The 19,908-nt window shown below is 68.6% G+C and carries 17 protein-coding genes and 6 pseudogenes; 8 read left to right on the plus strand and 15 right to left on the minus strand.

Going from position 1 to position 19,908, the window contains the following annotated elements; genetic code table 11:
* Positions 1–162 precede the first annotated feature (162 nt).
* Together ABZZ38_RS26755 and ABZZ38_RS26760 are read left to right on the plus strand one after the other, a co-directional pair.
* Positions 163–5,427, plus strand: a complete 5,265-nt coding sequence (locus ABZZ38_RS26755) for an AAA family ATPase (protein WP_356744470.1) — start codon at positions 163–165, stop codon at positions 5,425–5,427.
* Positions 5,424–6,599, plus strand: coding sequence for a hypothetical protein (locus ABZZ38_RS26760; RefSeq protein ID WP_356744472.1), 1,176 nt, complete (start codon positions 5,424–5,426; stop codon positions 6,597–6,599). The genes ABZZ38_RS26755 and ABZZ38_RS26760 overlap by 4 nt, the downstream gene beginning before the upstream one ends.
* A 63-nt stretch (positions 6,600–6,662) precedes the next feature.
* On the opposite strand, the gene ABZZ38_RS26765 is transcribed toward ABZZ38_RS26760, so the two are convergent.
* The 5 genes and pseudogenes from ABZZ38_RS26765 to ABZZ38_RS26785 all read right to left on the minus strand — a co-directional run bounded on the left by ABZZ38_RS26765 (position 6,663) and on the right by ABZZ38_RS26785 (position 9,779).
* Positions 6,663–6,836, minus strand: a complete 174-nt coding sequence (locus ABZZ38_RS26765; protein WP_356744498.1) for a hypothetical protein — start codon at positions 6,834–6,836, stop codon at positions 6,663–6,665.
* Between the two features lie 51 nt (positions 6,837–6,887).
* Positions 6,888–7,250 (minus strand): annotated as a pseudogene (locus tag ABZZ38_RS26770) (helicase); the annotation flags it as partial.
* A complete protein-coding gene (locus ABZZ38_RS26775; protein ID WP_356744500.1) occupies positions 7,136–8,026 on the minus strand; it encodes a hypothetical protein in 891 nt (296 codons plus the stop codon). The gene ABZZ38_RS26775 and the pseudogene ABZZ38_RS26770, both read right to left, overlap by 115 nt.
* Positions 8,023–9,525 (minus strand): hypothetical protein, encoded by a 1,503-nt coding sequence (locus tag ABZZ38_RS26780; protein WP_356744474.1) that lies wholly within the window; start codon positions 9,523–9,525, stop codon positions 8,023–8,025. Before ABZZ38_RS26780 ends, ABZZ38_RS26775 begins: the two co-directional genes overlap by 4 nt.
* Positions 9,522–9,779 carry a hypothetical protein gene (locus ABZZ38_RS26785; protein ID WP_356744476.1) on the minus strand — a complete coding sequence of 86 codons (258 nt, stop codon included), beginning with the start codon at positions 9,777–9,779 and terminating at the stop codon, positions 9,522–9,524. The genes ABZZ38_RS26780 and ABZZ38_RS26785 overlap by 4 nt, the downstream gene beginning before the upstream one ends.
* A 618-nt stretch (positions 9,780–10,397) precedes the next feature.
* Between ABZZ38_RS26785 and ABZZ38_RS26790 the strand changes: the two genes are divergently transcribed.
* Complete coding sequence (locus tag ABZZ38_RS26790) at positions 10,398–10,706, plus strand: hypothetical protein (protein WP_356744478.1); 309 nt, start codon at positions 10,398–10,400, stop codon at positions 10,704–10,706.
* Between the two features lie 192 nt (positions 10,707–10,898).
* Here ABZZ38_RS26790 and ABZZ38_RS26795 read toward each other — a convergent pair whose 3' ends face one another.
* Genes ABZZ38_RS26795 through ABZZ38_RS26805 form a run of 3 tightly spaced genes read right to left on the minus strand, consistent with a single transcriptional unit; the run spans position 10,899 to position 12,921 of the window.
* Positions 10,899–11,213 carry a hypothetical protein gene (locus ABZZ38_RS26795; protein WP_356744480.1) on the minus strand — a complete coding sequence of 105 codons (315 nt, stop codon included), beginning with the start codon at positions 11,211–11,213 and terminating at the stop codon, positions 10,899–10,901.
* Entirely contained in the window at positions 11,210–12,604 is a 1,395-nt protein-coding gene (locus tag ABZZ38_RS26800; protein WP_356744482.1) for a hypothetical protein, read from the minus strand. The genes ABZZ38_RS26795 and ABZZ38_RS26800 overlap by 4 nt, the downstream gene beginning before the upstream one ends.
* Positions 12,601–12,921 (minus strand): hypothetical protein, encoded by a 321-nt coding sequence (locus ABZZ38_RS26805; RefSeq protein ID WP_356744484.1) that lies wholly within the window; start codon positions 12,919–12,921, stop codon positions 12,601–12,603. Before ABZZ38_RS26805 ends, ABZZ38_RS26800 begins: the two co-directional genes overlap by 4 nt.
* Positions 12,922–13,089: 168 nt before the next feature.
* Here ABZZ38_RS26805 and ABZZ38_RS26810 point away from each other — a divergent pair, with 168 nt between their 5' ends.
* Entirely contained in the window at positions 13,090–13,404 is a 315-nt protein-coding gene (locus tag ABZZ38_RS26810) for a hypothetical protein (protein ID WP_356744486.1), read from the plus strand.
* Here ABZZ38_RS26810 and ABZZ38_RS26815 read toward each other — a convergent pair.
* Complete coding sequence (locus ABZZ38_RS26815) at positions 13,361–13,612, minus strand: hypothetical protein (RefSeq protein WP_356744488.1); 252 nt, start codon at positions 13,610–13,612, stop codon at positions 13,361–13,363. The genes ABZZ38_RS26810 and ABZZ38_RS26815 overlap by 44 nt on opposite strands.
* 45 nt (positions 13,613–13,657) lie before the next feature.
* Here ABZZ38_RS26815 and ABZZ38_RS26820 point away from each other — a divergent pair, with 45 nt between their 5' ends.
* A complete protein-coding gene (locus ABZZ38_RS26820; protein ID WP_356744490.1) occupies positions 13,658–14,014 on the plus strand; it encodes a hypothetical protein in 357 nt (118 codons plus the stop codon).
* Between the two features lie 107 nt (positions 14,015–14,121).
* On the opposite strand, the pseudogene ABZZ38_RS26825 reads toward ABZZ38_RS26820, so the two are convergent.
* A pseudogene (locus ABZZ38_RS26825) lies at positions 14,122–14,335 on the minus strand (cold-shock protein).
* A gap of 240 nt (positions 14,336–14,575) precedes the next feature.
* On the opposite strand from ABZZ38_RS26825, the gene ABZZ38_RS26830 reads away from it, so the two are divergent.
* Positions 14,576–15,304, plus strand: coding sequence for a DUF2625 domain-containing protein (locus ABZZ38_RS26830; protein ID WP_356744492.1), 729 nt, complete (start codon positions 14,576–14,578; stop codon positions 15,302–15,304).
* Here ABZZ38_RS26830 and ABZZ38_RS26835 read toward each other — a convergent pair.
* Together ABZZ38_RS26835 and ABZZ38_RS26840 are read right to left on the minus strand one after the other, a co-directional pair.
* Positions 15,254–16,105 (minus strand): annotated as a pseudogene (locus tag ABZZ38_RS26835) (IS5 family transposase). The gene ABZZ38_RS26830 and the pseudogene ABZZ38_RS26835 sit on opposite strands and share 51 nt — an antisense overlap.
* A gap of 38 nt (positions 16,106–16,143) precedes the next feature.
* Positions 16,144–16,988, minus strand: a pseudogene (locus ABZZ38_RS26840) (IS5 family transposase).
* A gap of 37 nt (positions 16,989–17,025) precedes the next feature.
* On the opposite strand from ABZZ38_RS26840, the pseudogene ABZZ38_RS26845 reads away from it, so the two are divergent.
* Positions 17,026–17,368: pseudogene (locus ABZZ38_RS26845) on the plus strand (ATP-binding protein); the annotation flags it as partial.
* Between the two features lie 14 nt (positions 17,369–17,382).
* Here the strand turns inward: ABZZ38_RS26845 and ABZZ38_RS26850 are convergent.
* The 3 genes from ABZZ38_RS26850 to ABZZ38_RS26860 form a co-directional block, all read right to left on the minus strand.
* Positions 17,383–18,039 (minus strand): class I SAM-dependent methyltransferase, encoded by a 657-nt coding sequence (locus ABZZ38_RS26850; protein ID WP_356744494.1) that lies wholly within the window; start codon positions 18,037–18,039, stop codon positions 17,383–17,385.
* A 510-nt stretch (positions 18,040–18,549) separates the two neighbouring features.
* On the minus strand, positions 18,550–18,708 hold the full coding sequence (locus ABZZ38_RS26855; RefSeq protein WP_356744495.1) for a hypothetical protein: 159 nt from the start codon (positions 18,706–18,708) through the stop codon (positions 18,550–18,552).
* Positions 18,709–18,741: 33 nt separating this feature from the next.
* Positions 18,742–18,918 carry a hypothetical protein gene (locus tag ABZZ38_RS26860; RefSeq protein WP_356744497.1) on the minus strand — a complete coding sequence of 59 codons (177 nt, stop codon included), beginning with the start codon at positions 18,916–18,918 and terminating at the stop codon, positions 18,742–18,744.
* Positions 18,919–19,328: 410 nt separating this feature from the next.
* On the opposite strand from ABZZ38_RS26860, the pseudogene ABZZ38_RS26865 reads away from it, so the two are divergent.
* Positions 19,329–19,667, plus strand: a pseudogene (locus ABZZ38_RS26865) (glycosyltransferase); the annotation flags it as partial.
* Positions 19,668–19,908: the final 241 nt, after the last annotated feature.

The raw sequence follows: 19,908 nt of genomic DNA on the forward strand, positions 1-19,908 counted from the left end.
GCTGCTGGTGCCCAACCTTCCAGGTGTTCCTGGGCCAGCTGGATCTTGCGCACACGATCTCTCCTTGGGTTTCCGTTCCGTCCCGGTACGTCAGGGAGGTTAGAGTGACCGCGACGCGCACCATGGGGGGTGCCAAGTGAGCAAGGCACGCTGGAGGTGAGCATGGGGCTGCGCCCGACACACCTTGGCTACGCTTACCAGGACCTGCTCACCGCGCTGCGACTGGTGGACCTGGCGGTGGGACGTGCGAATTCCCTGCTGGTCGACACAAAGATGTTCACCGGCGACCGATTCGATGACATCACGTGCGAGTGGAGCACCGGCAGCCGCGAGCGGCTGCAGATTAAGCACACGGATTATGACCGCGCGTTGTCGCTGGAGAGTTTTACAAAGGACAAGCGAGGCCTACGCCTGGATCTGCTCTTCTCCTCCATGGACCACGACTTCACCTCGGATCCGGGTTCCTCGCACCGCCTCGTGGTGCGCGACATGCAGCCGGAGGATCCCGAGCTGACCCGGGTGCTGCGCCCGGTCCACGCCAGCACCGATCCCGGGCCTGCACTGCACGGCCTGAGCAGCAAACGGTTCCGTTTCGACGCCGCTGCGCTGCGTGCACACGCTCCGTGGAAGGAGATGCTCGCCCAGGTCAGTGATGACCTGCTCAACCGCGCTTGCGCATCCCTGGTCGTCGACACGGATCTTCCGGCGTGTTCGCTCAACATCCGCGAGCCCGGGCCAGCCGAGGCGGCCTTGCTGCACCGCATCACCGAAGAACTCGGTGCCGGACGGCCGCCGAACCGGCATCGCACACCCGAGGAGGTGGCGCTGGCCCTGATCGAGGCGGCCAAAGCGGCGCGCAGCCGGGCGGGGACCGTGATGGTCGAGGACCTGCTTCCTCGTCTGAGTCTGGAAGTCGACTTCGGAGCGGTCCGTGAGGGGCACCCCGTGGACCGTGCCACCGAGGTGAGACGTCCTACGGTGCTCACGGGCGTGGTCGCGGCCGTGAAGGACGCTGCGCAGCAGGGGGGTGTCGTGGTGGTCACCGGCGCTCCCGGCATCGGCAAGTCGTGGTTGTGTGAGCAGCTCGGGGATGCGCTGCGGGAGACATGGCTGGCGGTGAGGCATCACTGCTGGCTCGGTGCCGCGGACATCGACCGTGAGCAGCGTGTGCTGACCGAGGTCGTGATCGGCAGCCTGCTGAAGCAGCTGGGGACGGCCGTTCCAGAGGCGCTGGCGCAGGTCAGGCCACGCTACGCGGCCACGCCGGAGACCCTCACGGCCGCGGTCACTGCCGCGCGCGGCCTGGCACCGGACCGGCCGATCGCGCTGATCGTGGACGGTATCGACCATGTCAGCCGGGTTCTTGGATCCACCACCGGCAGCGCCTTTCGTCCGCAGGTGGACCCGGCGGCCTCTCTGGTCACGGACCTCTCCGCCCTGGAACTGCCGCCCGGTGTCGTGCTCGTCCTGGCCAGTCAGCCCGGCCCTCACCTCGAGGCCGTCGACGCCGGTGCCTCCCGTCTCACCGTTGCCCCGCTCAACCGCGCCGAACTGCATGCTCTGGCGGACCGCCTGGGCGTGCTGACGGCCCTGGCGTCCTCCCCTGCCGGTGAGGGGCTCGATCCCGCTGCGCGGGCGAGGACCGCGGTCGCACTGATCGAGGAGCGCTCTCGAGGCAACGCCCTGTACGCCACGTATTTGTGCCGGCAGGCCATTGGTCCTGCCCCGGGCCTGGGAGCGGCGCCGGCGCCGGATGGTGCCGGCGATCCTCTGGAAAGGTTGCGGACGGTGCCGTCGTCGGCGCACGACCTCGACGACTACTACGCCTATCTGCTGGCCGGTCTGACCCCCGGACAGCGCTCTGCTGTCAGCATGCTCGCAGTCTGCGACTTCGCTGTGAGTACATCGGAGCTCGAGGAAATTTTCCCGCTGCCCGGAATGCAACTCGGTGCCGCGCTGAACAGCGTGGCACCAATCGTCGCGCAACAGCCGGGCATCGGCGGACTGAAGATCCATCATGAGAGCTTCAGCCGCTTCATCCGCCGGGTCGATGGCGACGACAGGTGGGTCGATCAGGTCCGGTCCCAGGCCGCCGACTGGTTGTCCCAACGGGGCTTCTTCACCGATCCCCGCGCGTTCCGGCACCTGCCCGAACTGCTGGCCGCACTGGGGCGCGATGACGAACTCGCTCTGCTAATCGAACCCGATTTCCTCACCCGCGCGATTGCCGGGCTGCAGCCGCCTCAGGCCATCGTCCACACTCTGACCGTTGCCGCGCGGCGTGCGGCGGTCCGCAACGACTGGCCCACACTGGTGCGCTGCATCGAACTGAGCCGGGCGCGGGCGACGTATGAGGACGAAGGCCTGCCAGGTTCCCTGGTGCCGTATGCGGATGTGCTGGTGGCGCTGGTGGGAGCCGACCGCGTGGCGGCAAGCCTGATGTACGAGGGTGTGACCACGATGGCGGCGCGGTGGGGCCTGCAGCTGTGTGCGGCGGTCGACCGGGCCGGCTGTGCCGCCCCGTGGGAGGCGTACCTCACGGCCTGGGACAAGGCACGCAAGGATGAGCGTGTCCACTACGGATCCGAGAGCGATGAGTCGGTGTTCCTGGCGGAGTTGCGCGGACGGATCCGGTTGCCAGCCCGGGCTGCTGACGATGTCGAGCTCGGGCAGGCCCCGCGTACGCTCGCGCAGCGGGTCGCCCGGTTCCTCGACCAGGAGGCTCTGACCTCGCCTGAGGATGCGCTGGGTGTGCTGTTGGACTGTCTGGGTCCAGACCCGTTGCTCGAGAGCGCGGAGCTCATCGAGCAGCCCGACCGGCGCGCGGCCCTTTTGCTGCACCTTGCGGACGCCCATGGCACGGCGGGCGGCGCGCTGCCGTCTGCCCGCACGCTGGCCACCGCGGCCTGGGCCAGCGGGCCGTGCGACCCGCGGCGCCTGCTCCGCCATGGTGTGGCAGTGTCGGACCTTGCCGAGGAGCTCTTTTCCGGGGACATCGCCGCGGTTCTCGCGAAAGCAACACAGGATGTACTGACCGATCGTGCCAGTGGCCTGTCCGGCCCGGTGAACAGGTGGCTGACACTGCTGGCCGTGGCCCATGCAGCCGATCCGCAGGCGCCCGCCCGACTGCTCCCCCTCCTGGACGGCGATGGCTTCTACCGTGCCTGGCTGCGCTTCACCCTTGCCACCGTCGGCCTGCACCGCGACGTCGAGGCGGGCATCCTCACAGCCGAAACCGCGTCCGCCACCGTGCGTGTCGCGCTCGAACAACTTGCCCAGCATGCATACGCGTTCACGGGCAGCCCCCGGGCTTGCGATCTTGCGGACATCCACCGGCAGGTGCGGCAGGTGTTGCACGACGCCGTCGCCCTGCTGCGCGGCGATGATGTCGCTGTGGGCATCGCCTTCCTGCAAGCCGTCAGCGAGGGCACCACCACCTCTCTCATGGGCATGGCCGGAACCGGCCCGCTGATCACCACGGAGCTGGTGTCCCTGCTCGCCGGGAGCGTCGGTCAGGCAGGGGCCGACGTCGTGCACGAGCTCATGCGCACGTTGCGCGGAGCGCAAGCCGAGCGCCGTGCTCTGTATGCGGAGGACGCCGACTTCGAGCTTGAGATGGCCCGTGTGAGTCTCGCCTGCGACGACCCGCACGAGGCGCAGCGGTGCTGGGAGCGTGCCGCCCGCTACATGGGGGCCTATGGCGGTCACAAGGACATCACCATCGAGGAGCTGCTGGATCCGCTGCCTCAGCTCATGCAGGCCGATCCCGTCCAGGCGCAGGTGCGTCTGGCGCGTACGCAGCCTCTTGTCCATCTCGTCGCGGACTGCACCGACGGGCGGGGCACGGCGGGAACGCCGCAGGAGTGGTGGCGTTCCCTTGCGCGCCTGGATCCGCGGGGTGCCGCGCAGTTAGGCGCCCAGGTGCTGCTGGCCGAGTCCGGGCTGCCCGATGGCCGGGTAAGCGCGGCCCACCGGCAGCTGCTGGCCACGCAGGCTGACACGGCCGACCCCGTCGTCCTGGCCGCGCTCCGCATCGCCGCTGGACCCGATGGCCGCAGTATCCGGCAGGACGTTGCTCTGCTCACCAGGCTTGCTGACCTGCCCGGCGACGACGCGGCCCGCGCCTCGCGTCTCCTGCCGGTGCTGGCCAATGCAATCACCTCCACCTACGACGACCAGACACTGATCGCCGCATCGCAGGCTGCCGGGGACGAGCCCACTTCTGCGCTGCGCACAGCAGCACAGCGTTGTGGCGGTGAGGGCGGCTTGCCCTGGGCGCCCCGCCCCGTGCCCAACAACACCTCACGTGACTGGTTCGGCCCCGAGAAGCACCCCACCACAGACGCGTATCTGCACGCCCAGCAGCGCCCGACGCTGCCCGCAGGTGCTGCTGGCGCGCTTGCTGCGGTCCGTGACCGCACCAGCAAGGCATACGATGCCCCCTCGGGCCCACGCTGGTCGAGGGATGCCCTGGCCAATGCGGTCGGGTGGCGGCTCTTGGAGGTCATCGACGGTCAGGGAGCAGACGCAGCCGCCCAGTTCCTGCACCGGATCGCCGACGAGATGAACGCCTCCAACCCTCTTGAGCTGCTGGCCGACCTCGCCTCGGGGCTCCGCTTGCGCCAGGACAGCGATCCTGGTGTTTTCGGCCCTCTCGCCGCCACGGCGGGCATGCTCGCCTACACCAAGATGCGAGGCGGCGGCGGATGGCGTTCCTTCGGCGGCAATGACCGGCTGGATCTGTGGCAGCAGGCGCACTACGCGGACCCGGCCACCGCAGCCCGCAACCTCGCAGACCAGGTGGCCCAGGCCGTCGCCGAGGCGTCCTACAGCCGCACTATCGGTGTCAGCCTGGCCCTGGTCTCGGCGTTCGCTGTTCAGCCCCCGCTCGCTTCACCCCCGGCTGTCAGCGCTTTCGCCTGCTGGGATGCGGCGTATGGCGTCATCGCCCACCGTCTGCCGGGCCGTGCCCGTCTCGGCCAGGGTGCCTACCACCCGGTGCCGGAGCAGGCGACCCAGCACGACATCGACACCGCACTGTGCGAACTTGCGTTGGCCACGATTGCCCTGCCCGAACGCGGCGACAAGCGCCGCGCCCTGATCGCAGCGACGGTTCTGCTGGCCAGCCGTTCCGGCCAGGCGCAGGCAGCCCTGGCACGCGTCCTCTCCTTCGACCTCGGAGCTGGCCCCCTGACCTGGCTCCTGACCGTCCTACAAGGACACCTGCCCGACGGACCTCTGGATGCCGCCCTTCTCGAACAGCTCGTCACGCTGTGCGGCAGTGACGTGCTGTCCGTCCGTGCCGATGCGTCCGCCATCCTGGCCCGCGCTGGCCACCAGGCGCCCGCCCCTGCGGCAACGGCAGCTCATCCGACACTCGCACGCGCCATCGCCGCCGCCCTCTCCCCCAGCGAGGACAGCGCATGAACAACCCTCGGGAGTTCGCAACCCACCTCGTCGACCACTACCTGGGCGACCGCCTAAACGCCGCCGGCAGTCCGGCCGGGCTCCGCGAGACCGTCATCGATCTCGTGATCGATGCTCTTCCGGACGTCGAGACGCTCATGCGCATGCAGCTGGACCTTCTGACCAATGGACGCCGCAGCCAGCTTCCCGACGCCTATCTCGCCGACCAGGCCGCCGCCGAAGAGGCCCTGCAACGCGCTGCCGCCGGCCTGCGTGCCGCGCTTGCCCAAGCGGGACATCTCGGCAACGCCCAGAATTTCGAACGCGGCGCGGCCGCGCGACTGCGCGATGACCCCCGCGCGGCCCTGCGTGCCGAATTCGCCCGCATTCCCCGCCCTCTGACTCGTCCCGAGGCCCTGGCGTGGTCGCTTGATCCAGCACCGTGGTTCAGTGAGAGCCATCAAGCGGACAAGCCCTGGCCGCCTTCCGGCTTCGCTTCGGTCGCGGGCCTGCGGTCCCTGCCGGGAAGCGCCATGGCCTTTGCTCGCGTGGATGAAGGTCCGCACGAGGGCTGGGTGCAGATCGGCTTGTTCGAGCGGCAGCGCACTCCTGCACGCCGATACCCGGATCAGCCCGCCCGCCAACTGCAGATCGCCGTCGGCCTGGAGGCCCTCGACGACGACCCGCCGCCCGGCACACTACCCGCCTGCCAGGCCCCCTGGCAGCTGTGGACCAGCCCGTGGCGGCGCCTGGGACTCGGCCTTACAACCGAGTCAGCAGCCGAGCACATCAGTGCCGCAGACCAGGCCTTGACGGCCCTCACTGACGCTGGAACCGCTGGCCTGATCGATACGCCTCGCCCTCGCACCCTGAGCGGCCTCGGCCTGCCCGTCTACGTACTCGCACCCGCAGCCAGCGTCGTGGCCGCACTCGGCCTTGAACCCACAGAGGGAATCTGCGGGTTCAGCCTCAGCGACGCCACCGGTGAGGCAATGATCTGCCGCCAGTGGCACGGCCGCCTCGTCCACGACGGAAACTACGAACCACTCCTGCCCGCGGTCGCGGGAGCTGATCTACTCATCCGGCCCGACCTGTTCGCCCGGCTGCACGACACGATCGGCGCCGCGCGCTGCCGAGCCGGCGTCAACGTCCACCACGAGTCAGCCGACGACACCCTCGACGACGAGGACTGAGGGCGCCCCAGCGACGACGCTCCCATCAACCCGCCTTCATGTGGCAGGCGTGCGGCGACCTATTCATCCGCGCCAGCGACGGGGCTGTGCCTGAGCGTAGATGGTGTGCTGGGTCAGGTGGGCGAGGACTGCGTGATTAGCCTCCCAGCCGTCGGCGACCTTGGAGGCGGCTCCGGGGTGTGCGGGATCGTTGGAGGGGTGGGCGTCGAGGAGTTCGGCGATGCCGGCGCGGGCCACGACGATGCAGGCGTGGCGGTGGCGTGAGGTGAGGACGCACAGGCGGCCGGCTTCCAGGTGGAAGGTGGAGGCGTCGCCGCGGCCGGAGAGGGGGTGCAGGACGATGGTGACGCGGAATTCGCAGCCTTGGAGCCGGTTGGCGGTGTCGACGGTGACGCCGTGCAGTTGGGGGTAGTGGCGGGCCAGGAGCGCGCGGATGTCGTGAGCCTGGCTGCGGTGGGCGGTGCCGATGGCGATGTCACCGGGCTGCAGGGCGTGCCCTTGGGGGGTTTCCTCGCAGGTGGTGATGGCGCGTCGGGTCAGCAGCCGGTCGGCGATGCCGAGGGTGCTCTGGAAGGCTTCGATGTCGCGCTGGCCGGTGATGCGGGCCGGTAGTTCGAACAGTGCCCATCCGGTTCGGGCGGCGTGCTCGATGACCTCGTCGGTGGGGGTGCGGATGTCGAGAGGGGAGAACGTGAGGGTTCGGTCGGCTTCACTGCTTCCGGCGTGGAAGGTCGTGGAGGGGTAGAAGGCGTTGCTGATCGGGGGGACGGCTGAGGCGGCAGGCGCCAGGACACGGGCAGTGAGTGGACGGGCAGGTCGCGGTTGTTGGCGAGCAGGACGGCGACCGCGCTGTTCATGGGGTCGTGGGACAGGCCTTGGAAGCGGTCGGTTGCGACCTCGGAAAAGGGGTCGAGTTGGCCGGGGTCTCCGACGAAGAGGGCCCGTTCGAAGATGCCGGCGGTCCACAAAAGCGTGTCGGAGCGCATCTGGTAGGCCTCGTCGATGATCGCCCATGGCCATCGGCGGTCGGTGACCGTGGCCCATTTCATGGCGGTTCCCACGATGACGTCGGCCGTCTTTTCGAGGGCTTCGATGCGGGTGCCGATGCGGATGCCGGGATGTGCCTGCAGGTCGTGCGGGACTGTGTAATCCGTTGCGGTGAGCCGGGCGGTTCTCAGGTGCGGGTGGTGCCGGGCGAATCGCCGCACGAGGTGGTCGACCTGGCTGTTGGTCTGGGCGATGACGGGGCAGGGGGTGCTGGATTGCGCGAGGGTGTCGGCGGCTCGGGCGACCAGGGTGGATTTGCCAGCGCCGGGCGGGGAGTCCACGACGAGTCCGCGGTGGGTGAGCGTGGGCAGTTGCTCCAGGACGGCGCGGGCGGCCTGGTCCATCTGCTGCTGCGGCGACGGCCGGTGAGGCGGTGTCACTGTTCTTCCTCGCCCTCGCCCTCGTTGCTGTGGTCCGGCTGGTCGGCGGGAGGCCCGCCGTGGGTCCAGGGTGTCTGCTCTCGTGCGGGGAATTCGGGCATCCGGTAGGGGGCGGGTGCGATGGTGAATACGAGGAAGGCGCCGGCGTCGGGCAGGACGGCGTGGTTGGGGCGGTCCATGGTGCCCATGCCGGCGGTGATCTCAAGTTCGACGAGAGTGTCGCCGTCGGCCGGGGTGACCTCGCAGATCTTGTAGCGGGCGCTGCGGTAGGTGTGGCAGGCCAGGAGCTGACCGGTTTCCATCGGCACGGGGTCCGGGGTGGACACGGTGAGCCGGGGCCGCCATTGGGTACGTCCACTGGGGCCGCGCAGGGTGTGTTCCGCGTCGATGGTGGTGACGGTGCCGCCGAAGGCTTTGCCGGTGGTGCGCAGTTCTGCCCGTACGAAGGGGTCGTCGGCGGTGCGTTCGGCGGCGAAGGCGACGGCTGCGTGTTCCATGCGGGCCAGGCGGACGGCGGCGGCAACGGCATTGTCGCGGGCCGGACGGGGGCGTCCGTCCTGGGTCAGGTAGGTGCATTCGTCGGTGAATACGGTGCGTTCGTGGTCCCAGCGGCGTGCAGTGCTCTTGGCTTCGGGGAGGGCCTGCAGGAGCGTGTAGGCCTGCCACATCAAATCCCAGGTGGGCTGCAGGTAGGTGGCCAGCAGACGGTCGAGTTCTTGCAGGGTGCGGGTCTGCTCCTGGTCCAGGGCCCGGCGCCGGGCGCGGGCATAGGCGTCGAACAGGGGCGCCAGGTGGTCGTTGTCGAAGGGGGCGTCGGTGGCTGGTCCCGCCGGGCGGTGGGTGGCCGGGTCTTCTGCCTCCAGTGCGGCGTCGCGTCCCGAGGCTGCGTGGCGGGGCGGGTCGATCCAGGCCAGCAGGGTGGCCAGGTCCTCGTCCTCGAGAGGGCTTTGGCCGCTGATCCAGTGCATGCCGAGGAAACTGGTCATGGGGATGAGGGCGGCTGAGCCGGGGAGGTCGGCGCGGTCGGTGAGATAGGTGAGCCAGTGTCCCAGGCACTGGACGGCCCGGGAGCCGGGAGCCTGGTCGTCGACGCTGCGGAACCTCAGGTCGTCTCCGAGGTCTTTCAGGTGCTGCACGGTCTGGGGGTTGGGGACGAGGATCTGGGGGGCGTCGGTGTAGCGCCAGCGTGCCGGCTTGTTGTTGGTGGCGGGCAGGTGTTCGCGGTGCCGCTGGCAGGCGTTGATGTAGGCGGTGACCGTGTCTGCCAGGGCGGCGAGCATGGGGCCGGTGCTGCCCGAGGGCGGCGCGACCAGGAGCTGGGGGCGGTGCGGGTCGGTGCCCAGCATGACGGCCAGCGGTCGTGCGGCGGGGCCGGTTTGCTTCAGCGCCAGCAGCATCAGCGGCTGGTCGCTGAGGTGGAGGTGGCGCAGTTGGCTGGCGCGTTGGGCGTTGCCGGTGTGGGCGGCGCGCATCCGAAGGAGGGAGGTGAGCTGGATCATGCGGTGTCCGTGTGGAGGTCTGCGTGGATGCGCTGTGCGTGGCGCAGGGCCTGGGTGATGTCTTGCTGGTCCCGTGAGGGGTGCATGCGTCCGTCAGTGAGGTCCAGGGCTTTGGCGATGGTGTCGATTCCCGCGAGGTCGTCGCGGACTGCGGTGCCCAGGGCAGCGGTCCTGCCCTGGTTGAGGGCCTCGGTGCGGCAGTGAAAGGCCAGGTCGCAGTGGTGGCGGCAGCCAGGGGTGTAGTGCGGCCGCACGGTGACGAGTGCGGCAACGAGTTCACCGCGGGGCCGGGTCGGTCTCTGGTCGGGGCCGGGCGCCAGGTCGAAGGTGGTGCCCGGGGGAAGGTTGTCCAGCAGTTCGGGCAGGCGCCTCAGCCTGCCGAGGTGGCGGCTCAGGTTCTTGATCTGCTTGTGCGCGCTGAAGGGCGTGGCGGTGGGGTGGCGGGTGAAGTTGCGCGGGTTGACTCCCGGGCTGGCTGAACGACCTCGCAGACAGCGGCCTGGCCCCTCTTGTCGGTCTCGCCGGAGCCCTTCGCGAAGACCGGCATGCCGTCACCCAGGGGATCACCACCCCTTACAACTCAGGGGTCAACGAAGGCCGCATCACCGACGTCAAGCTGCAGAAACGCCTGATGGCCGGTCGCGCTGGCGTCCCTCTCCTCCGCCATCGCGTCGTTCTGATCGCCCACCTCCGCCGCCGCTACGCGGACCGGCCGACCGTGTCACCGAGATGATCTCCAGCTACGAAAATCTTGCCAGAGCCCTCTGAGTGCTCCGCCAAGTACAGCAAATGTGCACCGCTTGATGGTCGGGCGTGATGGTTGGCCGTGGGCAGTGTCGGGGGTCTCTCCGTGGGCTGTCATGATCTCGGCCATGGACGAGATCACCGAGGTTCTGAGGCGGGAGTTCGACGCAGAGGAGGGGAGCTTTCTGCTGCGGCTGCGTGGGGATCTGGAGTGGGACCGGGCGGCTTTCACCCGCCTGGAACGGGCAATGCGGGCCGCGTGCGAGCGATCCCAGTCCGACGAGAAGCTCGATCGCTGGGTCGCTGAGGGGTTCTACGAGGTCGCGACCTGGGTCCCGTCGTGGACGTCACACCCGAACTTCCCCAAGCCGGTGCCCGACTCCTACTTCGCTGACTGCATCGAGCGAATCGGGGATCTTGCCAACTGGTACTTCTAGCGGGCGCAGGAGAATCATTGCCGAGGCAGGCCATTGACCGCCGGCCCATGCTGGCTCAACTGTCGGTGCGACGCTGTAGCTGTCTGTCAACCTGTTGGGAGTGGCCCGTGACCTTCGGTGCAAGAAACCCAGTGCAGGATGGCCCTCCGGTCCTGACCCGGGTAGCGGTAACCGCCGAGGTCACGACGGGCATCAGACGGTCGCCCAGCGCAGGGCAGCGAGCAGGATCATGGCCGCGGGCGGGACGAGCCACCAGGATCCCAGGGAGCGGCGGGCCGAGGGGGTGAGGGTGATGGCGAGCGCGCAGGCGCTGAGGAGGATGGTCATGACCGACAGCAGCACGATCGCGTCGACTGCGGCTGTGTCCACGGCGTTGCCCGGGCGGGTAGCCAGTGCGTAGTAGCAGCAGCCCGCCGACAGAACGTGAAGGATCACCAGGGGAACGGCGAGGACCCAGCGCAGGGCCTTTCGGTCCTGGTCCGGGTGGTACGGCTGGTCCGATGTCACTCCAGGGCGCTCCTTGCGTCGGCGAGGTCCCGGTCGAAGAGGCGACCATATCGCTGCGCTTTGTCCGACTCCCAATAGGGGCCTCCGTTGTAACGGGCGGCGAGCTCCTGGTAGTGGGCGCTGGTCATACGGTTGGCCGGAAGGTCGGCGAACTCGCTCTCCGCCTTCAGCTGTGCGAGGTACTCGGAGGCGATGAAGATGTTCTGCGCCGGATCCTGCAGGGACTCCTCGATCATGTCCCGCTGTTGCTGTGTGAGGTTCGCCGGGTCGTAGCCCAGCACTTCGGCGCCGCGCCTCACCTGGATGGCGATCGGCCCGAACGACGTCTCGTCGGGCATGCCGCCCGCTCGCCACGGCAGGTTCGTCGGTGCAATGGGCGAAAGGCCCCACAGGGCGGCTGCCTGTTCGCGGGCGGCGTCGACCACATCGTCCGCGATCCCCGGCTGGCCTCCGATCTCCTGCCAGGCGATGCCCGCGACCATGTCCGCGGGCAGGCCTGAGCGCTGCGCGGCGGCCTGGATGATCTCCTTGTTGGCCGCGATCCACTCGCGACGGCCCTCCGCGGTGCTGGGTGGGTCCCAGTAGTTGTCGTCCGCCTCTGGGAGGCCCGCCACACGCATCCGGATGTCCTTCAGAGCGGGCGACAGGGCGTCGTCCCCGACGGGTGGGGTGAAGTCGCGCTTGGGGCCGCTGCCGGGGAGGTGGGTGAGCGGGTTGCCGCGTGCCTCCTGCGCCTCTCGCCGCACGGCGGCCATGGCCGAATAGACGTCGACGCGCTCGACGCCGGCTCCGAGGCGGAACTCGGGCAGCAGTTCGTAGGCAGCCTTAAGGGTGTGGACGCAGACGTCACGGGCTTCCTTCTCCGTGGTCTTGGCCAGGTGGAAGCTGGAGCCTGCGGCGTCGTGCAGGCGGTTCGCCTCGTCTTTGATGTCGTCGACTTCCATCGTGGTCTCGGCCAACCAGTCGAGGAAGCCGGTCGTGCCGCGCATGTCCTCCCACTGGCGCATGGGCTCCGCCTCCTGGGCCTCGCGGGTGATCGCGGTCCCCTTGGTGGCGATGAGGGAGGCGAGGGCTTGCTCCCACTCCTTGCCCTGGGAGAAGTAGGACTTGGCGGTTCGCAGGGCGTACGCGTAGGTGCGCAGGGCGCTGGCGGCCTTGTCGTATCCCTCGGTGAGGTGGTCGACCAGCGCGCGCGCCTCCGTCAGGCGTCCCGTGTAGCTGTCGCTGCCGTCGCTGTGCCATTCCGTACGGGTCGCCGCGCGCCGCGCCGGTTCCCCGACCTCCACGAGCAGGTCTCGGATGCGCTGGAATTCGTCCGCGTTGCGCTCGACGAGCGCGGGGTTGCACTCGGCCAGGAACTCGACGTCGCTGCGGTGGCTGAGCTCGCTCACCGTGCCTCCGGTGCCACGTACCGACCGTTTCGCAGGACACTGTCGAGGAACCTGCGGGCGTTGTCGTCCTCCACAGTCGCGAAGTCACTGCCCGCGGCTTTGAGTTTGGTGGCGAGCGCGGCGAACAGGGTGACGGTGTCCAGGAACTGATCGGTGGCGAACCGGGCGAACCGGTCGACCTGCGCGGAGACATCGGCATGTGCCCGCGGCGCGCGGGCCATGGTGCCCACCTCGGCGTCCGGCTTCCCTTCGTGGAGCAGGGCGGCGATCTCGATCAACAGGTTCGCGTTGCCGTTGATAGACGAGACATCGGCCACCAGCGTTCCCGTCCCGCCGGGCTCCCTGGACACGGAATTGAGCCGCATGGAACTGCTCTGAGCGAGTGCGTCCGCCTTGTGCTGCGCCCACTCTGCGTCAAACGACATATTTGTCCCCCGCTGTGCATGCGTCGTCTCAGCGAACCCTAACCCGGCTGAGGGGACGCAATGCCCCGTGCTCGACTCCGTGGATGGTGTTACGACAAGCCGGCGGGCAAGGACTACATCACCCGCGGGGAGGCGTGCCTGAAGAACATCGGGTCGGCGACGCTGATGTTCGTCGACGCCGACCGGGATGCGGAGATCGGCTTCGCCGAGTTCGACTTCGAGCAGCGGATCAAGGCCTACCCGAACAAGGGTGCATACGGGTCGGACTTCGCGGAGTTCGACCAGCAGATCGTGATCGCTCCGGTCTCCGTCGACGCGGCGCTGCAAGGCGTCACCCCAAGTGGAACGTCGTGTCGACGTGCAGCTCATGTGTGACGTCGAACGTGAAGTGGACGAACGGGATCAACAACGCCCGGCCGACCGCGTACTGGAAGGCAGATGAGGTCCACCAGTACGCCCTGCGGCGGGGCACCGCGCAGACCACCTGGAACGGCACCGGCAAGGAGACCATCGACCTGGGCTGGTCGGTCACCGCGACCGTGGACGCCAGCGACACCGCGACCGCAACGGCGAACTTCGGCACTCGGGGCACGTTGCCGACGCGAACGAGGTCGACCTGGTCAGCCGGGTGCTCACTGATTCGGACCAGACGATGGCCCAGTCCGCCGTGCTGCGGCACCTGGACCGTCGAGCCGCCGGCCTCTACCCCGGTCCCGCCTACGAGGAGTGGGCGCAGACGATGACCCAGGTTACGATCGACTACCCCTTCCTGGCTCAGCGCCTGCGGGAGTGGTCGCTCTTCCGCGCCATCACGCTCAGCCTGCCCTGGCAGGCGGACGACCTGCTCGCGTCATCCAACTGGCTCCAGCTCAAGACCGCCGCCGGGACGAACACCGAGGCCATCGAGATCCTCGCCGACGCCGGCCGCACCAAACGGATCCGCAACACTGCCAGGACCAGCCTCAACCACCGCAGCGAGAACTGAAATCAGCTCACCCACAACTCTTGACTATTGCTCTCCTGCGGCGCGCCTTTGACTGAGTGCCGCAGTGGGCGAGTTTCGCCAACTGCGGCACTCAGCCCGCAAGCGGGTTATTCCGGGCGGACCTGCGCCTCCTGCATGCCCTTCTGCCCACGCTCAGCGACAAACGAGACGGTCTGGCCTTCCTTCAGGGACTTGAAGCCATCGGACTCGATGGCCTTGAAGTGCACGAAGAGGTCGTCGCCGCCCCCTTGCCGGGGTAATGAAGCCGAACCCCTTCTCATCGTTGAACCACTTCACCGTGCCGATTTGCCGGTCGGACATGTCCACTCCAAAGATTGGATGGCGCCCCAGCGCCGCCGATCGGATCTTGGCATGCGGACGCCAGGTCGCGCTCAGGACCTGTCCAAGAGCTATGGCGGCGACGCATCGTCGCTGGCGGCCGGGCATAGCCGCCAGCTATGACGCTCAGCTCCGCCGACTAAGAGGTCGTCTCGATAGGCGATTGGTGCGCCGAAGGGCCCTGTCGGTTGGGGCGCACGGTGCGGGTGCGACGATGCGGGCATGCGCAAGTTGAGCGAGTTGATCGACGTCGAGGAACCGGCTTGGCCGGAACTCCGGGAGATCGTCGGTGCCGGGCCGGTGTCTATTGAGGTACTCCCGCCCGATGGCAGCCTGGGGAAGGCTTCGCTTCTCCAATTGCAGGTCACGGCCAGGTCTTACCTGGGTGCGGTGGTGCTGCACTGCGGCGGTCTGCTGGTGGACGGCGGATGGCTGCGGGTCTTCGGCAGCCCGGCGGACGGGGCGGCGCATGGGGTGCCGAGTCTGGCGCAGGTCAACCAGTTCCCTGGAGCGTTCGACGCTGCGTGGCGAGTGGATTCCGGTTTGGTGGTGGCACGCGATGTGCTGGGCGGGGTCTTCGCGCTCAACGGCGGGTCTCCGGCAGACCACGGGCGTCCTGGGGCTCCAGGAGAGATGGTGTACTTCGCTCCGGATTCGCTTCGCTGGGAGGCTTTGGGGGGCGGTCACTCAGCGTGGATGGCCTGGCTGGCATCAGGGGCGTTTGATGAGTTTTACGCGGATCTTCGCTGGTCTGGCTGGAAGGAAGAAGTCCAAGCACTGCACGGGGACCAGGGCCTGTCGCTGTTTCCGCCGTTGTGGTCTACCGAGGCACGTCAGGACCTCTCCGCGACCAGTCGTCGCTCCGTGCCCATGACAGAGTTGCTCGGCGTCGCCCGGGACTCATGCCGACAGTTCGATGGAGTTGATCCGGGGTTTCTCGGCGCCGTGTGACATGGCCGGCCGGTCCAATCGACGAAAGCAGATCAGAGCGGCTGCGATTCCGGCGAAGGCCAGAAAGTGTTCCGCCTTGCTCGTAGCGACGGTGGAGGCGGCGGCAGCCGGCCAGCCAGGCCACTGTTCGCTCCACGGTCCAACGGTGGCGGCCCAGTCTCTGAGAGGACCCAATGCCCTTGCGGGCGATGCGAGGGGTGATGTTGCGGGACCGGAGCCATCGGCGCAGGTGGTCGTAGTCGTAGCCCTTGTCGGCGTGGAGCTTGGCGGGCCGTCGGCGGCGGGGTCCGCGCCGGGAGCGGATGGGCGGGATGCCCCGGACCAAGGGCTCCAGGCACTGACTGTCATGGGTGTTTGCGGCGGAGATGCCTACCGAGATGGGCAGGCCGGTCCGCTCGGTGATCAAGTGGATCTTTGAGCCTTTCTTGCCGCGATCTACGGGATTCAGGCCCGTCAGGTCCCCCCTTTCAAGGCCCGCATGTTCACCGAGTCGATTGCGCACCGCGACCAGTCCAGTGCGCCGCGGGCGCCGAGCTCGTCCAGAACCAAACGGTGAAGTCTGCCCCACACCCCAGCCCGGCTCCACTCGGTGAAGCGCCGGTGCGCGGTCGGCCCGGACGGGCCGAAGACCGGCGGCAGCTGTCGCCACGTACAGCCCGTCGTGGCCACGAACACGATCGCCGCCAGCACCTGTCGGTCCCCATACCTGCGTCGGCCACCACCCTGCGGCCGCACCGGAGCAGCCGGAACCACCCTTTGAAACAACTCCCACAAACCATCCGGCACCAGCCGTTCCACCATCGCGATCACGACCGTGAGCCTAGGCCGTTTCCTTCGGATCACCTCGCCGACCAGATGAAGATGGCGGCGATGTGGAGTCCGGCGAGGTAGATGGTGGCGGTTTTGTCGTAGCGGGTGGCCAGGCCGCGCCACTGCTTGAGCTTGTTGATGCACCGCTCGACGGTGTTGTGCTGCTTGTATGCCTCGCGGTCGAAGGCAGGCGGGCGGCCGCCGGATCGGCCTCGCTTCTTGCGCTTGGCAACCTGGTTGGAGGGTTGAGGGATCACCGCCCGGATTCCGCGCCGGCGCAGATGGGCCCGGATTGCGCGGGACGAGTAGGCCTTGTCCGCCAGGACCACGCCCGGGGTGGTCCTGGGCCGGCCGATTCGCCGCGGCACCCGGAGGCTGGCCATGACCTCGAGGAAGGCGGGTGCATCACCGGCCTGGCCGGGGGTGAGGACGAAGGCGAGCGGCCGGCAGCGGCTGTCCGCGGCGAGGTGAATCTTGGTGGTCAGCCCGCCGCGGGACCGTCCGAGGGCATGGTCGTCCGGCTCGCCGACAGGGGCCCCTTTTGACGGGCCCCGGCAGCGTGCTGGTGGGCTCGGACGATGGTGGAATCGACCGCGACGATCCAGTCGAGGTCGCCTTCAGCGTCGGCCTGGGCGAGCAGGGCGGTGAAGACCTTCTCCCAGGTGCCGTCGGCGGCCCACTTCCGCAGCCGGTTGTGAGCGCCTTTCCATGAGCCGAAGTGCTCGGGCAGGTCCATCCACGGCGTACCCGTGCGGTACTTGAACGCGATCGCGTCGATCACCTGCCGGTGATCACGCCACCGCCCACCCCGCCGAGGGGTCCGATCCGGCAATAACGGCTCGATCCTCGCCCACTGGGCGTCAGTCAACGACACACATCAACCAACGATCAGATGATCCGAAGGAAACGCCCTAGTCGAAGCCGCCGACGAGAAGCAGCTGACCAAGACCATCGCCCGCTACGGACGCGTTGATCTTTTGTGCATCGACGAGCTCGGCTACATGAAACTCGACCGGCGGGGCGCCGAGCTCCTCTTCCGAGTTCTGACGGAGCGTGAGGAGAAGAACAGCGTGGCCATCGCCTCCAACGAGTCCTTCTCCGGCTGGCCCAAGGTCCTTCAGCGATCCCCGCCTCTGCGCGGCCATCGTCGACCGCCTCACCTTCGGAGGCAACATCATCGAAACCGGCACCGACTCCTACCGACTCGCCACCACCCGCGCCCGCGCCGCCGAAGATGAAGCCGCCGCGGGCTGACCGTTTTCAGCACGTCACGCGTCAGCGATCAGGACATAGCGTTCATCGTCCACTGGGCCACCCCAAAGATCCGGGTTATCACTGAGCGGCTCAACGCGCAGGCCAGAAACAAGGGACCGCACTGCTGCTGCCAGGTCGCTGGCACTGATTCCGCCGTTCCACGGCAGCGATTCGGCGCCGGTCACATACGGCTCACCACTCTGGCCTGCCTCCCTCCATCGACCTTCGACCAGCACCAGCCGGCCGCCCGGACTCAGGCGGGACACCCACTCACGCAACGCGGCCTCCGGGTCAGGCAGCGTCCACACCAGATGCCGCGACAGCACGGCGCCAAAGCGCTGTTCCCCAGTCGGGGGCATCATGGCGTCGCCGACCAGGAAGCGACCTTCGAGGCCAGCGCTGCTGAACTTCGCGCACGCCTGCTCGACCATGCGCGGGGCCAGGTCAATTCCTGTTACGCGATGCCCCGCCTCGGCCAGCAGCGAGGACATCGATCCGGTGCCGCAACCGATGTCGAGCACATCGACGGGATGGGCCGGCATCCAGGAACGCAGGAGTCGAGCCCACGCAGCACGTGTGTGGTCAGCCCGCAGCCCGTGGTCGGGCTCGTCGTCGAAGGCCGCTGCAGCGGCATCCCAGTACGCAGTGATCAGAGCAGTGCGGTCAGTCATGAACTGATGCTCTCAGCAGCCACCGACACTCCCGGCCCCCCACGCGGTGTCAGTTCTCACCGACATTTCCCGACGCAGCGATCGACAACTGTTGCCAAGATTCATCGACAACCGCTCTCCGTGCTCCTTACGCAGCCATGGCCCGCTTCCCGGCCCTGGAGCAGCGGGCGCGGGCTTGTTGCAGCAGGGTCCGATCAGCGTGCAGCAGCTGGCCGTGCTGCACTGGCCGGGGCCGGCCTGCTACCCGTGCAGCACCCGTGTGCCGCCTGGTCCATGCAAATGCTGCGCTGCACCCGCGGCACCGCCCTGCTCCAACCGGGGGACCAAGATCATGACCGCGAGCAGCAGCCCGGCGGCGACCGCTGCTGCCCACCACGGCGTGCAGCACCACCAGGAGCAGCGGGACCTCACGGCCGCAGGCCCGCGGCTCACACCTCACACCCTCATACGCACCTCGCCCACCTGGGGAAACAGGTTGTGTGCCTCACCGGGGCAGCCGGGATGGGAGGTCTACAGGACGGTGCCGTGCAGGGCGCGGCGGTCGCCGGACATCGCGTAGCGGCGGGCGGCGAGGCCGTGTTCGAGGGGTTCGCCGATCAGGTCGCACAACAGCGCCAGGACGTCGGCGGCCTCGATGTTGGAGAGGTAGGCCGGGGCGACTTCGAGCATGAGCTCCCCGATCGCGTGGGTGCTGGCGGCGAGCTAGTCGACGACGGCGCGCAGCGCGGCGACGGTCGGGTCCGCGGGCGGATCGGCGGGCGGCGGAGGCGGTGCGGTACGGACGTCGCGGACGGCCTGGCGGACCACCGCCCGCACCGTGGCCGTGTCGAGGGCCTGGAGGCCGCTGTGGGCGAGCGTGGCGAGGCGGCGGGTGATCAAGCTCCGCGACGTCCACTGCGGCTGAAGACGGCGATCAGGGCGCGCTGGAACAGGCCGTAGTCGAGCGCCACCGCGCGGCCGGGTCGCTGTCTCGCGTGCGAGACGAATCGGCGTGGGCCGCGACGGCGCCGTGGATCGCGGCGAGGAAGCGGGCGACGTCCAGGAGCCGGTACGCCTGCACGCGGCTGATGCCGAACTCCGCGTCGCAGTACGGCTCCTAGCTGCCGTGCCCGAGCGCAGCCAAACGCGGGCGGCGTGCGCGTCGCGGACCCGGGCGGCGAGCACCGCCACGGAGCGGCGGCCGCGCCGGTTCGGCGCCGTGCTCCTAGTGACCTGAGTCAGAGATTCTTCGGTAGATCGTCGGCTGCGGTCCATCCGCTAGATCCGACGGCGCTCACGAACGCCGCTGGTGGCGCTGCCCGACGCCGCCAGGCCGACACGGGGCCGGCGACGTCATGAACTACTGGGCACGGCCGCAGGACATGATCCCGATCGGGCCGACCACGAGCCTCGCCCGCACCGATCTCGTACGAGCAGCACCGATGGGCGGCCTCGTTCAGGGCGAGGACTACATGGCGGCCGTCGGCGTCACGGTCCTCGCCCCGGGGATCCTGCTGCGCCTGCCGGTCTACCGGTACCGCAAGCACCCGGGGCAGATGACGGCCCAGCACGGATACGACCAGTTGGAAGCCGCAGCCCGAGAACACGCCTGGCAGTACGGACGCGCCCTCCGCTCCGCACGCCCATAGCGCTGCTTGTAGGTTCCGCAGTTTCGTGAGAACTTCCGCGTGATCATGAGCACCGATCGAGCTTTTCCACGCGATCATGAGCAGTTGTCACGCTCAGTAACGGCTGGGTGGCGCGGCTGTTCGCACCGCTCAGGTATGCCGACCGAGTGCCCGGCCACCGGCCGCAGCGGGCGACCTCCCCGCGGATTCCGACGTTTTTGCAGGAACCCGCGTACGGCGAGTTGCGGACCCTGGACAGGGT

The sequence above is a fragment of the Streptomyces sp. NPDC006368 genome (assembly GCF_040612535.1).
Taxonomy (GTDB): domain Bacteria; phylum Actinomycetota; class Actinomycetes; order Streptomycetales; family Streptomycetaceae; genus Streptomyces.

What these genes read in the sequence shown, in the direction of transcription:
- ABZZ38_RS26810 (WP_356744486.1), top strand. Translation starts at nt 13,090, where the DNA reads ATGCCCCGTGCTCGACTCCGTGGATGGTGTTACGACAAGCCGGCGGGC.
- ABZZ38_RS26760 (WP_356744472.1), top strand. Translation starts at nt 5,424, where the DNA reads ATGAACAACCCTCGGGAGTTCGCAACCCACCTCGTCGACCACTACCTG.
- ABZZ38_RS26790 (WP_356744478.1), top strand. Translation starts at nt 10,398, where the DNA reads ATGGACGAGATCACCGAGGTTCTGAGGCGGGAGTTCGACGCAGAGGAG.
- ABZZ38_RS26850 (WP_356744494.1), bottom strand. Translation starts at nt 18,039, where the DNA reads ATGACTGACCGCACTGCTCTGATCACTGCGTACTGGGATGCCGCTGCA.
- ABZZ38_RS26855 (WP_356744495.1), bottom strand. Translation starts at nt 18,708, where the DNA reads ATGCTCGAAGTCGCCCCGGCCTACCTCTCCAACATCGAGGCCGCCGAC.
- ABZZ38_RS26780 (WP_356744474.1), bottom strand. Translation starts at nt 9,525, where the DNA reads ATGATCCAGCTCACCTCCCTCCTTCGGATGCGCGCCGCCCACACCGGC.
- ABZZ38_RS26830 (WP_356744492.1), top strand. Translation starts at nt 14,576, where the DNA reads ATGCGCAAGTTGAGCGAGTTGATCGACGTCGAGGAACCGGCTTGGCCG.
- ABZZ38_RS26755 (WP_356744470.1), top strand. Translation starts at nt 163, where the DNA reads ATGGGGCTGCGCCCGACACACCTTGGCTACGCTTACCAGGACCTGCTC.